This window comes from Nocardia rhamnosiphila NBRC 108938 (assembly GCF_000720425.1).
GTDB lineage: Bacteria > Actinomycetota > Actinomycetes > Mycobacteriales > Mycobacteriaceae > Nocardia > Nocardia rhamnosiphila.
Map to the genome: position 1 here is coordinate 120,295 of NZ_JOAJ01000007.1, position 15,723 is coordinate 136,017.

Consider the following 15,723-nt stretch of genomic DNA (forward strand, 5'->3'; position numbering starts at 1 on the left):
CCTTTGGCGCATCGAGGGATTCGGAGGTTCCGCCGAACGGTGGCTCCGACTCCCCGCGATTCGAATCCGGCTCGCGGTCGCGGGCCCCCGCTCCTGGAAGCATCACCGTGCCCTGTGTCACTGGCCGCGCCGCGGAGAGCCCTGATCCGGCGCTGCCCCGGCACCGCCCATAGGTCCGCCTGCCAGCGGCTTGTCCTCCGGTCGCGCCGCGCCGCCGCCGTCGCTGTCGTCATCGTCTTCGATCAGCTGCTGCATGGCGTCGAACACGCGCGCGCCGTCGCCGTTCTCGACCGACAACAGCCCGTCGAGTACCGCGGCGACAATCTCGAGGCTCACCCCGGCCCGCGCGGCGACCTCCGCCGGCCGAGTGCGCACCGCACCCAGCCCGGCGAGCGGGCCGCCGTAGCTCAGCTGCAGCGCGGCGGCCCGCGCGCGACGGTGCGACAGGTCATGTGCCGGCGCATGCCGGGACACCACCTCTCGCACCGTCTCGGGCGACACTCCAGCGGCGACGGCGACCTCCTGCAGCGTCGCAATCGGGTACGGATCGACCTCGGCGTCCCCGGCGACCACAGGAGTCCACGGCAGCGCCAACCCGTGTCGCTGCGCCGCCTCCTGCACAGCACGCGCGCTCTGCTCGGGCACCCTGATGCCCTTGAGCACACACAACACGGTCCGCACCGGGACCCCGGCATCGACGGCCACAGCCCGCCACAGCGGCAACCGCGGTAGGTCGTACCCGATATCGCGGGCCGCCACCTGCAACCGGGCCGCCGACTCGGCGGGCACGGGCCCGCCGGCCAACCACTTCGCGACCGTCACAGGCGGTATATCCGCGGCGGCGGCGCGAGCCTCGAACTGCATGCTCAACGACCGTCCCGCCGCGAGGTCGCCGGCCCGGGCGTCCCGCACGATCTGCGCGGCAGCGAGATCGTGCACCGGTGCCGGATCATCCACGGCACTGTTCAGCAAAGCGGACCGGACCGTAGTAACGGACACTGCCCGGCCCCGGCCGGGCAGCTCGGCGCCACTTCGGGCGCCCCCGGCTGCCGTGTCGTGGCCTCGGGGCATCGAACCGGTCGCCTCGTCATAGAACAATTGTTCGCTCGCGCCGTGCTCCACGTGCACGACGAATTCCAGCTGCCGCCGACCCGCTGGGCCGGTTACGACGACTTCTATCGCGCCGCTGCCGTACCCGTCTTCCATCAGCGCACGTCTGCGTCGATCCAGATGGGCCATCGCGTGATCGCAGCTTTCGAAGTCGAGCCAGCGGGAGATGATCCTGCTCATCCGGAACGCCAACTCCGTGCACAGTCGATCGTTCTCGGCGACGAGCAGCCGCATGTGGAATTCCCCGGATTCGCTACGCAGCGATACCTCGAGCAGTTCGCGACCGGTTCCGGCCGAGACGACCAGGGTGTCCACGCCGTCGTGCGTCTCCCACTCGATCGTCGCGTTGTCGTCGGCGTACAGCAGAGGCTCGGCTATAGAAAGCGCGTGGCCACGAGTCTCGATATCGACAGCGGTAGCGGCGTTGAAGTATTCAGCGAGAGTGGTAAAACGCGGACCGGCCGAACGACGTTGTATCTTCTCGGGTGCAGGTGTCTCGTCGTGTGGTCCGGGCCCGTCGTCGGCTGCGGCGAGCAACCGCTCCACTTGTGCCCGCACCGAAGAGATGATCGGGTCGGCGCCGGTCTGCTGGACCGACTCGGCGGCAGCACGCGTGGTCCGCTCCTCCGCCAGCACCGACCTCACTTCTCTGACAAGCCTTCCCCGCTTTTGCTTGACGTCCCCGTCAACAGCGCGTGCGCCGAACTGCTCGCGATTCTGTTTCATCAGGTCGTTCAGCTGCCCGGCCAGTTCACGGAGCCGGCCACGGGTGCGGCCGGACAGCGGTCCCATCAGCCGGCCCGCCGCGTCGCAGACCCCGATCTGGAGCGATATGTGGTGTCCCCCGCCCCGGTGTATCAGTGGGAAGTCATAGATTCCGATTCCGTTGTCGTCGATCACCACCAGCTCGCCACCCAGGGAGACCACCGCGTATATATGGCCCTCGCCGTCCGAATTATTCGCATTCACCAAGGCGAATCCGTCGACGGGAATTGCTTGTCGCAACGCGTCGAGTTCCACGGGTTCCAGGTCCACGCCGAGTGCCACCGACAAGTCCAGACCGGTGATGCCGTTGGCGGATTCGCGGTCGATCAACTCGATATCCGGATTACCGGTCAGCGTTGCCAACGCCATGAGTGAGAAAGGACCGCAATACGTACCGCTCGACAGCTTCGGCCCGTCCACCGGTCGCCTGGCTTTCAATGCTGTCTCCAGGGCGGCGTCCGCCGCCTCGAGCTCCGCCCGGGCGCGCACCAGCGCGCTGCGCAGCCGAGCCAGTTCCGCGGGGGCATTCACACCCGGGCCTACCGCCTTTTCGGCCGCCCACGTCCTGGCCTGTAGCACATGGTGGGTCAATGCCGCCTGCCATCGCTGACGTTCCAGCTTCCGCAGCTCGGTGATCTCATCACTTATCTGCTGGTGCACTGCCAGGGTTGCCGCGAGATCACGGGCCCGCGCCGCCCGCGGTTCCGGCCCGGCGGCGAGCTCCTCCAGTTCCTCGATGAGGCGGGCACGAAGCTCGGGCGCCAAACGCGCCGAATCCACGCCGAGCACTTGGGCCTCGGCCTGTGCCCGCCGCCACACATTGCCACCCTGGACGACTGCGGCATGGAGGTCCCGGGCATGGCTGGATTCACGCCCGGGCGGACGTGTGGTCTGCGGCGGTGCGTACCACTCAGGGCCGGCGGGGTGCTGTGGCCTACCGTCTGCCCGTATCTCGACGCCGACTATCGTTTTCCCGCCCGTCGCGGCCGGGATGAACTCCTCGGCTCTTCCCGCGTCCCGGGCCACCTGCACGATAGTGCCCGAGCGGTTGGTCAGCACATACCGGGCGGCGAAAACATTGCCGTGCTCTACCACGACGATCGAGGAGCCCGGGCCCAGGAGCGTCAACCGGCTCACCAGGTGCGTGTGACTCGTCATCCGCACTACCCGGCCACCCAGCAGGTCCTGCATCCGCGCATCCGGTTCGGTTTCGGCGATATCGGTCAGTAGCGTTACCGCATCGGGCCCGTACAGATCCGCCACTGTGCGCACCACAGTCGCGATCACCACATCGGAGCCGGTTCCGGGTACCGAGGGGATCGAAAGCGCGGTCAATTCCGCGGCCAGCGCCGTACCGGCCCGACGCACCCGCTCGTCGGCCTCGGCGAACGCGGTGAGATCAGCGGTGAGATCGGCCAGCCTATCCCCATAAGCTTCGCGCCGATCGGTACTCCAGTGCCGGACCCGGGCCTCGAGCTGCTCGCGCAGGCCGGCAGGACCGATGGCATAGATGTCGAGGGCGCGCAGCCCACGTTCCGAAACAGTCGCCCAGTGCGCTCGGTCCGCCAATGCCCGGGTGAGGTCGGCGCTGGCGGCATCCATCGGCGCATAGGCCTGCTGTAGTCGATGGAAACGGTGCACGACCTCGACGTGCGCGCGCCGCTGTGCGTCGGCGGTACCCGCCGGGGCACCCAACTCGGCGATATGCACGCTCACCGGAGTGCGTACATCGCGTCCGAGCTGCCGGAGCGCGTCCTGGTATTGCCGGGCCAGTTCGAAGCGCCGGAGATCCGCGTCCCGCTGGGCGCGCGTCACCGCGCGCAGTCGTGACGATACCTCGGCGTCGAGTTGCAGCCGCCCGTCGCTGCGGGGCCACTCCGAGCCACCTGGATCGCGCTGCCGACTCCGCTCGATACTCGATTCATCTGATACGGATTCCGCAGCATCGGGCCCGGAAGACGTACTCTCCGATACCGGGGGCCCGTAGGTCGTCAGCCCGTCGGGGGAAGTCGGTGCGTACTCCGCACCATCGTCGCGGTGATGGCGGGCCAGGATCTGATCCGGAAGATTCCGGGGGACATACGTGGAGTCGGGAAGGGAGTGCCGCGGCCGGCGCGGACGGTCCAGGGCCTCGTTCTCATCGACCGGCCGACTGGGCGCCGCTGTCCGGCGCGGCTGCTCATCGCGTTCGGGGACGCGGGCCGCACCGTCGCCGGCGACAGGTCCGCGGGGGCGCGGTCCGGTCTCCGGACGCCGAGTCCCACCTCCGTCGGTGTCGGGGCCGGCATCCGGGTCGTCGGGGCCGGCGGTAGGAGGCTGCTCTGCCGTGCCGGTGGACTCAGGAGCCGAGATTTCGGTTTCCGGCGACGTCGTCGCGCTGGGAGCCCCGGTGGTCGGATTCAGCGGGATCAAACCGTGGGCTTTCAAGAACGCACTCACACTGGGACTCGAGCCGACCAGGTTTTCCAGCACCTGGCGCAGGTCCACTTCTTCGTGGACATAGATGTTCTCGCGCAGCCAGTCGCCGAGCTCCGTGGTGAGCCGGCCGCCGTTGTCGGCGATCTTCTGCTGGACCTGTTCGGCGACATTGCGGGTGAGCGCCTCGGGCCCGGACATCCGTCCCGGGCCGAGTTCGAAAGCAGGCGAGTCGTCCGGCAGCGCCGCATCGGCCCACCGCTGCCTCAGATGACTGTCGACGCCGTCCGGAATCGGAGGGAGCGACGCCCCGAGGACGATCGCCATGGCCCGGACCCCGGACCGCTGGATCCGACGCACTTCCAACGCAGTCAAGCCGAGCTCGGCAGCGAGCTCCTTGATCGATCGAGCCCCGACACCGTACAGCCTGGCCAGCACGGCCCGCGGGATCGCGTCCAGCAGACTCACTGCGGCATGGAATTCCCGGTCGGTCACCGCCGACAATGCCGCCCGTTCCCGCTCGTCGAAAACGTCATCGACGAGCGAAATCCGGAACCGAGCCTCCCGATGCGGCTCGACGCCCGCCGCTGCTGCCGGGTCCTCCCCGCCGACGAACTGGGTAGCCGCGAGACTGCGGTCCACCGGCCGCTGGGGGTCGGAGGGCGAAAACCGATCCGGCCGGGAGCCTATTGCGCCATCCCGGCGGTCTACCCGAACCTTGCGGCTGCGGAATATTCTGTTCGCCGCCGTCACGGCCGGGCCGGTGATTGATATGGCCGGGCGGGCGGGACGCTGGTTCTCATCCGCCACGACGGCACCACGCGCGGTCTTGACCAAGTACTGCTGATGCTCCAGGTCGCGGTAGACCCTTGCGACTGTTTCGCGCGATATGCCGAGGTATTCGCCCAGTTTCCCTTGCGGCGTGAGTTTCTGACCCGCCGTCAACTCGCCGGCGTGGATCGCGCGACTGATCAGGAACCCGAGCGCGACATGCCAGTTGTGAGCGGCCGCCAAATCGTAGATCACACCACGATCCGGGCTCCCGGTGAGCTTCTCGACGAACTCGGCGGCAGTAGGTGCCGCAATCGCGGGGATCTCCAGGTCGGCCGGTCGCAGATGCTCATCCGCCACGACGGCACCACGCGCGGTCTTGACCAAGTACTGCTGATGCTCCAGGTCCTGGTAGACCCTTGCGACCGTGTCTTTCGATACGCCGAGGTACTCGCCCAGTTCCGGGGCAGGCGTGAGCTTCTGGCCCGTTGTCAGCTCGCCGGCGTGGATCGCGCGACTGATCAAGAACCCGAGCGCGACATGCCAGTTGTGAGCGGCCGCCAAATCGTCGATCACACCACGATCCGGGCTCCCGGTGAGCTTGCGGACAAACTCTGTGGGCGCCAGACCGGCCGCCGCCGGCTGGAACCGGTCGTGCTGCCACTGCCCCTCGCGTGCCACGGTGGGGTGGCGACCGGCGATCAGATAGCCGGCCCCGACCAGTTTCCGGTACGCGCGCGCCACGGCATATCTGGGCAGACCGAGATAACCGGCGAGTTCCTGTGGTGCCGGCAACCGCTCACCTTCGACGAACTCACCGGCAAGAAGCGCCGTGTGCAGAACTGTGGCGAGTGTGATACCGGCTACAGGACGCCGACCATCCGGCGCTACCGCGCCCACGCCCGAACCCGGTACAGACGATCTGGTGAGCCTGGTGACCAACTGTCCAGGGGTGAGTCTGGGCCTGGTCGGCGGAACACTATCTCGCGGCCGCTGTTCCAAACTTGCGATAGCGGTGCGTCGATCTGCTTCGATCACCAAATATCCGGCGTCACCGAGCGCCCGGAGCGCCTGTTCGACAATGGCTTTCGATGTGCCGAGATAGTCGGCGAGCTCCCAGGCCGACGGCAGCCGTTGGCCTTCCTCGAACTCACCGGCATGAAGCGCGTCGTGCAGCGCGGTGGTGAGGGCGGTGAGCCAATCACTCCGGCCGGCCTGGTGCACGAGAAGGTCCGGCGCCGAGATTCCGGAGAGCTTCATAACAAACTCTTGGGGAATGAGCCCGCGTCCGGTCGGCGCCACCCAATCCTGGGGCCACTCCTCTTCGCTCGCCACAGCAATGCTGCGGTCGACTCCGCGAATCAGATAACCGGCATCCACCAGTTCCGCAAGCGCCCATGCAACGACGTCCGTCGAAAGGCGCAGGTACCCGCCGAGTTCGCGAGCCAGTGGAAGCCGTTCGCCACTTTCGAGATTTCGGGCGAGCAGAGCCTCGTGCAGCGCGGTGACAAGCGCGATACCGGGGTCGACACGCCGACCGTCCGACGCCTCCTGCCTCAAGAGCGCATCCGGCTCGAGGGCCCCGGTGAGTCTGATGACGAGACCCTCGGGAGAGAGCGCGCGTCCGGCCGAAGGAACCCAACCCTGCGGCCACTGCGTCTCCCTCGCCACCACAACACGCCGGTCGACTCCGGCGATCAGATAACCGGCATCGATCAACTCACGAAGCGCCGGCGCGACCACATTTGTCGACACGTGGAGAAATCCGGCAAGTTGCCGGGCGGTGGGCAACCTCTCCCCCTCCTCGAACTTATCGGCGAGCAGCGCCCGGTGGAGCGCAGCGACAAGCGCAAGATGCAGATCATCATCCGCCTGACCCATAAGGGAGTGCGGCGCAGACGACCCGGTAAGTTTGGTGATGAAGTCTGCGGGAGAAAGCCCGAGACGGTTCGGCGGAGCCCAATCGGGCGGCCACTGTTCGCCGCTCACAACAGCAGCACCCTGACCCGAAACCGGAATCAGATAGCCGGCCTCGACCAGTCTCCGGTATGCCCCCGCAACGGAACTTCTCGAAATTCCGAGATAATCGGCAAGTTTGCGGGTGGAGGGCAGCCATCGGCCTTCTTCCAGCTTACCGGCGAGCAGCGCCCGGTGGAGCGCAGCGCCGAGCACGATACCTGGGGCAGTACTCCGTCGGCCAACCGAAATCAACGAACTCATAGAAGAATTCGCCTTCTCTGTTCCGGTGAGTAGTCCGACGAGTTCTTCAGGAGTGAGGCGGACGTCGCCGCGCGAGGCCGCCCTGTCGATTTCCGCTCGCGGTATCTGCGCGAGAGTAGTCGCGGCGTGGTGTATGTGCAGAGCCGACATCGGATTATCGGGATCGACGAGGCTGCGGTACTGGTAGGGGTGCTCGGTTGCCAGATCGCGGATACGTTCTTGCAGTTCGGCTCGCGGCAGTCGTTGCAGTGCGCGCCCGTAGGGCCCGATTCGGAGGTGTTGGGGCAGCGCGCCGAGAAGTCGTTGACGGAGTTGTTCGGTCTGGATATGGTCTTGGATTGTTTGTCCGGTGATGTTGGCGAGCCGTTGACCGATCTGGGTGGGCTCAGCGCCCGCCCTGGCCTGGGTGGCCGTGGCGAGCGCCTCGTCGGTAATAGCTCGCACCATCCGGTGCTGTTCGGCCGGATCGAGCGCGAGGACTCCTCGCTCGACCAGTCTTGCGACCGCCTTCTGTGCCCGTCGGAAGATTTCGGCACGGAGGGGGTCTGATCTGTCGACTGTGGTCCGCGGGCGAGTCGCCTCGGCCCTGACGCCGTCTTCGCGCTCGATGCCCTGTGTGCTCGGCAGGCGAGGGTTGTCGGTGTCGGCTTGGCGGCGCGTTCCTCCCGGCTCAGCTGGCTGCACCGGTCGCTTCGGACCCGCTCCGCCGCCGTCGGCATGGACTATACCGAGTCCGCGGAAAAGCTCCCGCTGCTCGTGTCGGGCGCTCTTCCATTCGGCGAACGGGCGGTCGGTATCGACCACGGCCGGTTCGACACTGCCTCCGTGCAGGAGGGGTCCGCGTGAATCTCGGCCCTCCGATGTGCGCTTTGCAGCCCCGCTCCACGGTGTGGGTCCGGCCGGTGCGGAAGGGCCTTGGCCGGGTCGAGATCCGATCAGGCTGTCGCCTCGCCCGCCGCGATCCGAGGCCGGATCGGACGCAGGCGGTCGACGAGAATTCCAGCCGCCGTTCACAGGCCCGCGGGACGGTGTCTCCGGTTCCTCACGGGTGGACGCGGGGTCGATCCGGCCATTCCGGAGCGCCCGGGCGACCTTTCTGGCAAGCGACTCCTTCGAGCGGGCCCGCATACCTCCCGCGAACATCCACGCCACGGCCTTGCCCGTATCCGCGGCACGATAGGTATAAGCGAGTTCGAACCGGTTCCACCGGCTCGCGTCATGGTTCTCCCGCATCTGGACTTGGATCGCCACGCCGCCGACCACGATCTCGTGCGACACGGTGGCGTCCGGTAGGTCCGGGCGTGTATCCCGCCACCATGCGCGCGGATGATGCTCCTCGGTGAGCATCCGGATCACGGCCGCACGCGCGCTGATGTCATCGACGTCCTCGGTGATGTCGATCCGCGCTTCCAACTCCTCAATGGTGGTCGAGGAACTGAACCCGCCGAGCGACTCCATCCAGGTGTCGAAACCGATCGGGCCGGCCGGCCGGCCCGCGAGCAGGGCCTCGGCGTACGCCATCATCAGCCGAGCTCCGATCTCGGCGTTGCTCGGGCGGTACTCCTTGCTCTCGATCTGGGAGTCGACTTCTCCGTCCGCACGCGGGCTGACCGTCATATAGGCCACGTGGTAGGGCGACGAGCGCGCCAACGCGCCGGCGAACTCCGCATGCTCGGCAACCAGCTCACGCCGAGCCCGCTCGTGCCGGCCGTGCGTGGCAACGATGAGCAGCGTGGGCTTCCTACCGGGCTCGGCCGCCGGCACCAGCTTGGCATGGTCGGTGAGCCAGGTGCCCCCTTCGGACTTGCGATACCGATCCTCGTGGTGGCGGCGGGTCGCTTCGTTGTCGAGTACCCGCTGTGCCTCGTCGAGTTCGGTGACCACCGCGTCGAGGCGGATGATTGCTTCGGCTCGCTTCCGGATGGCCGCCGCGCGCTGTCGTTCAGCCGGTCCCAGCCGTTCGACCAGTGGCCGTATGGGATCGTCGGCGTAGAGCCGGGCCGGGTCGGCGAGGATGGTCGGCGCCAAGTCCACCAACTGCGTCGGATCCACGTCCCACGCCGCGGCCAGGGCGCGCCACTCCTCGTCCACTGCCCGGCGCGCCTCCTGCAGCGTCGCCGAACCCGGCGGCACGCGGGCGTGGTCACTTGCTTCGGCGACCTGCTCGAACAGCAGCCGGATCCGTTCCCGTACCAGCCCGAAGTCCACGACGGCCGGGTCCTTGTCGCCCCGCGCCGCCCGCGGCGGCTCTACCGGATCCGGTTCGTGTCGGAGCACCCGTAGTTGCCGCAGAATCTGCGCCAACCGCGCCAGTTCGACCTGATGGCGCCGGAGCTCGAGCCGTTCTTGTTCCTCCTTCTCGGGCAACGTCACCTGGTCCAGACGTGTGAGGTCGGTCCCTGCTCGGACAGCCAGCCGGTCGAGTTGTCCGTCGATGTATTCCTGTCGACGCGTGAACGCCTCGAACACCTCTGGGGAGGAGGGTGCACTCCCCGGCTCGGTCCGCGCTCTCCCGGGTGTCAGATCGTGTCGTTTCATCAGCTCGTCGCGCTCACGTTCCAGCCTGCCGATCCGGTCGGTGATATCGGACGCCTCGGCCTCCTCCTCGGCGGCGACCGGCCGGTCGGCGACTTCCACCCAGCCCTGCTCGGTCCACTGCACGCTCTGTCGCGCGATTTCGAGGTCGGCGGGTACCACCACTGCCTTGCCCGCGTCTCGATCGAGCTCGGCGAGTACGGCCCGGCCCCAGCCGCTCCAGCCGATACGTGCCAAGGCCGGACCGAGTGCCCGCAGCTGTTCGCTCAGGGCGTCGATCTGCGACCAGGACATACCGTCGGTGTCGAAAGACATTCGACGGCGCCCGTCGACCTCGACGGTGCGCAACTGCTCCCACAGCCGTCCCAGCGGCTCCTGTAGCACGGTGATGTCGAGATTCCCGAACGGCGACCGGTCGGCCCGGCGGTAGCCGGTGCCATACTGCACGGGCTCACTCCGGTCGGGGCCGTAACGCAACACGTCGGCCGCTCGACGGACCCGCTCCGCTGTCTCCGGATCCCCCGCTCTCGATGCCGTGGCGTACTGGGCGGCCAGCTCCGTCAGCTGGCCGCGTGTGTCCGCGGCCATCGGATGTACGGCGGTTTCGGCCCCGGTGAAGACGAAACCCGCCATCTCCGTCATATCGCCGGGTATATCGAGCTGCATCTCCTTCAGCACAACGCCGTCGCGGCCGACGGCCACGACTCGATCGCCGATATTGGCCAGCGCGCCGATCTCACCTGCGGCGCCGGACAGCACGACGGCCGCGCCATCACCCAATGCCTGCACCACCCGGCATATCTGCTCGATGCCGCCGGTGAAGGTGCGCGGCTCGGAACCGAGCGCGGCGGCGACCGCGAAATCCGGGGCGCCGTGGTCGCCGCTGACCACGCCGAGCGGACGGATATCCGGATTGTGGGTCAGCGCCATGGCCAGCGTTACTACCGCCGGACCGTGGAGCCGGGCTCGGTCGGCCGGGCGGGGCTCGGACTGCGGCCGTCCCGCGAGCCCGGCGGTGATCTGTTCGTCCAGCTCCCGCACCTGCCCGGCCAGCCGGTCGAGTTCGGCGGCGATCCGCACCAACTCCGGCAACCGCTCGGCGAGCGGGGCCGGCGCCGGGAGATAGAAACTACTCGGCTTCTCCGCAGGCAGGGACGGTGTCTGCGCCATCCGGTCCAGTTGCTGCCGGGTCAGCGTATCCGGGTCCAAACCGAGCTTTGTCGCCAATCTCCGGTATTCGGCGGTGGTGACATATTGCTTCAGCATCACCGCCGACCGACGGGCGGCGAGCTCGGACAATCCGTCCTGCTGCTGCGCGGCGGTCGTTGTGTGCAGCCGGGTGACTTCCGCGCCGCGCTGTCGCGCCGTGTCCGGGTCGAACAGGGGAATGCGGTCCCAGGCCCCGCCGACAGGGTGCACCGGTCGTTTGTCCGGCCCGAAGAAGATACCCTCCACCCTCGCACGGAAATTGTCCTTCGGAGTGAATTCCCGCAGCACTCCAGTACTGCGTTCGATCTCCATGATCGTGCCATCGATGTTCGACAGCACATACTGCTGCGCGTCCCCGCGGGACGTATCCGACACCAGCGCCACCGCGCCCGAACCCAGTCGACGCAGCTCCCAGGCCAGGTACGTCTGCCCCGGGTAACGCAGAATTCGGGCGCGCACGCTGTCGGCCAGATCGTCGGGTGCGGCGCCGAAATCGGCGTGGTCGGGGCGGCGAACCCAGTCCGCGCCGACCAGGTCGGCGAACGTTTGCAGCGCCCCGACCAGGCTCGCGTGCCGTCCGAGATCGGCCTGCCGCGGGTCGATCCCCACTGCCTCCACCAGCCGCGCCAGATCGCGGTCCACCTCGCTCAACCGATCGCGCGCTTCCCGGTACTGCCGTGCGGCTTCCCGCTGCTGCGCGCGTTCACCGGGGTCGGCCTGCCGGTAGGACCGCCAGGACAAATCATTTTCCGCGATGTCGTGATCGCGCCATCCGCTCAGGTCCACGGTCTGGATGTCCCAGTACCCATACCGCAGCAGCGCCGCGGTGTGCTCCCGGCGCGCATCGGCCAACCGCGCGTAGAGCTGATCGGTCGCGTCGAGATTTCGCAACCTGTCGGGCGTGCCCGCCGACTGCTCGGTGGTGGCCGGCTCGGCGCGCTCTTCACGCAACTGCCGCCGGGCGATATCGGCGGCGAACTGCGCCCCGGCCAACGGCACCGTCCGCTCCGGCTGGTGTGGGGCACCCTCGTCGAATCCGAGCGCGGGAAGGATAGGACCGATCCGATCGAGTGGCAACGCGGCGGATAACGAGAAGTCGGACCGGCGACCGTTCGATCCAGAATCCGGCTCCTCGGACCGTGGCCTCGAACCGATGCTGTCGGAGCGCGGAAGCCCTGCGGACTGGTCGGGCAATGATGCGGTGCGTGCGTCGCCAGGCGTGCCGGTCTTCGCTCGGCTCCAGGGCGACTGTGCCGCCGGATCAGGTGTTTGTCCCCGATTCGTCGTCCGCGGCCGGTCCGCTGCCGGCCGGGAAGTGTTGCCGCCCTGCCGCGGTGCCGGTGCCGAGGTCTTCCCGGCTCGCGTTGGCGCGGCGGCGTTCTTGCTCTTGTGGGCACGCTCCTCGGCATGCAGTGCAGCCAGGCGGCCTCGGTCGGAATCCCCGGCCTTGCGCCGCGCATCGGCCAGTACTCGCCGTACCTCCCGCGCGGACATGCCGGAATCAGAGGCGATCTCGGTATGGGTTCGCCCCTGCCGCACCTGTCGCAGGACCGCTGCCTCCGTCGGGGACAAGCGCTGTGCGAGCGACGCATCGCCGCCGCGTCCGGCGGTCGCGTCGGATATCGATGCGGCGAGCCCGTCGAGAGCTTCACTGTCGAACGTATCGAGCGCGCCCACGATTCGCGGTATGGCCGCGACCAGAGTGGGCGACCCGATCTCGACCAGCGCACGGTTGACATGCTCATCGACCGTACGGGGCGAGAGGCCGAACATCCTCGCGATCTCGCCTCTGGCGCGGCCGCGCGACAAATGCGCGAGCACGACGATCTGGCGTGGCGTCAGCCGCTTGCCGAGGTCGGCCAGTGGCGATTGCGGGTGCACCAAACCGCGCCGCGTGGCTTCGGCGGCGATCAGATAGCGCTTGTTCGCGATGCCGAGCGCCGCGGCCACCTCCCCGACATACTTCGATGCCTGCTGCCCACCCAGTGCCTCGGTGATCCGCGCGTTGTCCCACCCGTCGGTGATCCACCGTAGTACCCGCAGATGGTCTTCGCTCAATTGCGGTACGTCAGCGGCGTTCCGGCTCGGCTCGTGCTGGGATCTGCCGGCCCACCGCGATTCCGCGGGAACGTGGCCGTATTGGTTACCGGGCCGAGATCCGATGGCGTCGCCGGGTCGGGTCGATCGCTTCGCGTACCGGTGGCTGGGCCGGTACGGGTCGTGGTCGAGCCAATGCAGATCCGCGTTCATCTCCCGGAGGGCGTCCAGCGGTATGGGTTCGGGGTGATTCTTCCCCCACGGGTTGATGAGGATGAGGTTGTCGTAGTCGAGTCGGTCGACGGCATAGACGTGCATCGGAATGAGGTTGTAGCGGAGTATGTGGTGCGACCGGTCCTCCAAGCGTGGCCCGGGGACGGTCGTGATTGTGGTGAGACGGGTGCTGAGGACCTCGCGTATGTCGTGGACCGGCATGGTGCGGACGTCGACCCGGTTGGCTGTGGAGTAGTCGTCGCCGAGCAGCCAGCGCATGAAGTCGACCGTCCTCCCGATATCGCCGATGCGATAGCCGCCGAGATGAGTGAGGGCGGCTTTTTCGATATAGGCGTATAGCGTCGATCTGTCAGGGGCAGTGGCGTGCGCCGGCCGGCCGTTGTCGAGGAACGGAAGTGTCGCGTTCATGACATAGATGCCGGCACCGGACTCGACGACGACTTCGTCGCCGGAGCTACGGACCATGGCATCGACCCTTTCGGGGTCGAGTCGCCGGAGTCCGATGAGCGGGGCCAGCATATAGCAGTTTCCGAGTGGCCCTTGCCTACCGTCGACCTGCCCGCTCGGCATTCGGAGTGGGACGGGCCGGTAGTGGCGGTCTGCCGGCAACATCGGTTCTCCGTCCGGCCCGAAGTCGACGAGGTGACCGCGTCCCTCGAGCGGCGGCAGGTGCCAGACCCGCCGCTTCGCTTCGTTCCGCTCGTTCACCATGGTGTGGAATTCGGTCAGTTCGTCGAATGCCGTCCGCACCTCGGCAGCGGTGCGAGGGTATGCCGCAGGCAGCGGAGAGCCGGGTGTGCCGGCAGCAACGGCGCGGGCCACCTTGAAAAGAGTTCCGCGGTCGGGTACATCGAGCAAATCGACGGCGTCGTCGAGGTACCGACCTACTGTCCTCCTGGAAACCCCGAGTATCCAACCGGTTTCGGTGAAGCGCTTTCCGGTGGCGGCGAGTCTGACGGCCTTTCGTTGGTCGGCAGTCAGTGCGGCACCGGTGGTTTCGGCCGCTCGTTCCGCGGGGCCTCGGCCGGGTCGAGATCCAATGGGGCTGTCGCCTTGCCCGCCGCGATCCGCCGGGCTGGCCGTGGGGGCCGCCTGCCGGGGTGTACCCGTGGTCTGCGCATCCGCCGCCGGCCGCTTGGTTCGCGACCACGGAGAGTGGCTGGGCCTCGCGCCGATGGCGGAATCGGTGGGGTCGTCGGGGGACAACGATCGGAGTGCCGTGGTGGGCTGGTTCGCGGGCGCAGCGAGGGAGCCGTCGGACAACTCTTCGACCAAGATCCGCCCGGACAGATCGATGCGCAACCGGCGCACCACGGCGAGACCTCCCTGCCGACGGATATTCGCCGCCGCCTCGGCCGCATCCGGATAATCTTCGGTCCGGGTGAAGAAAACGACAGAATCGCCGCGGCGTTGCACGCCGTTCGACGACTGGGCGATCTCGGCGATCGCCAACTTCTCCGCCGAAGCCAGGGCCTGCCGCAGTTCTGCGGCTATCGACGCATCTGCCTCGTTGATCCGCCGCATGCGCTCGCGGGCCAAATCGCCCACGTTCTGAATCTGTCGTGCCAGTTCGCCGGTCGGGACATGAGCATATTCGGTGAAAATCACCCCGGACGGAGTGCCGGCCGAGTCGGTGGAGTCGGGGTCGACGCCTAAGGACAGGCCGCGCTGCCGATCGACCAGGTGCGCGAACTCGTCCATCGTGAAAGCCACACCGTCGGGGACCTTGAATGATTCCGGCCGGGCGCGCGCCGCATGCTGGGCGGCGTCCGGCTGGGAGCGCCAAGCTCGCGCGAGCTTTGCGGCCGGACCGTCGACGGCAATCGACGGACGCTGCCGCGACGGTGCCGGAATCGGGCCGTGATCTGCGGCTCGCCGCCGCGCAACCTCGTTGCGGCGGTCGGCGTCACGCCAGACCTCGACCGGTGAAAGCCCCCGCAGCAGCGCCTGCAGGGCATACGCCGGATGGGTGAAGTCCGCGGGTGCGGCGGCGCCGAAAGCGAGGCCGGCCTCGGCGATCGCTTCAGCCGGATAGAGTACGTCGCGGTCACCCAGGCCCGGCATCGGCCAGCCGTCGGGCCCGAGGGCGGTCTGCTTGTGATGGGCCATATCGCGCAGGATTGCAGCCTGCCGCCTCGGGTCTCGAGTGATCTGTTCGGACCATGATGCGAACAGTGCCGACAGCGGATACTTTCCGTTCGGATACGCGCGCTCGAGCCCGGACAGATCGATGTCGAATCCGGGCTTGTCCTTCGGCTGGTTCAGCCAGTGCTGGAACGCTTCGTAGATGTCATCGTCGGGATCTCGCTTTTTCTTTGCTCTGCTGTAGCCGGGCAGCTGGTCCAGCCAGTCTTCGAAACTGGTATCGGCGGATATTGCCGGGAAATCGCCGAGGTTCGCCGAATCCTCATCCGTCCAGGTCCCGAA

Annotated in this window: 1 protein-coding gene (only partly in view); it reads right to left on the minus strand. The window is 67.7% G+C overall.

From position 1 onward, the window contains the following. Positions 1-117: 117 nt before the first annotated feature. Positions 118-15,723, minus strand: the end of a protein-coding gene (locus IG75_RS36515) for a LuxR C-terminal-related transcriptional regulator (RefSeq protein WP_036515011.1). Its footprint extends 22,152 nt past the window's final position; only the last 15,606 of its 37,758 coding nucleotides appear in the window; the start codon falls outside the window, past its right edge; its stop codon occupies positions 118-120.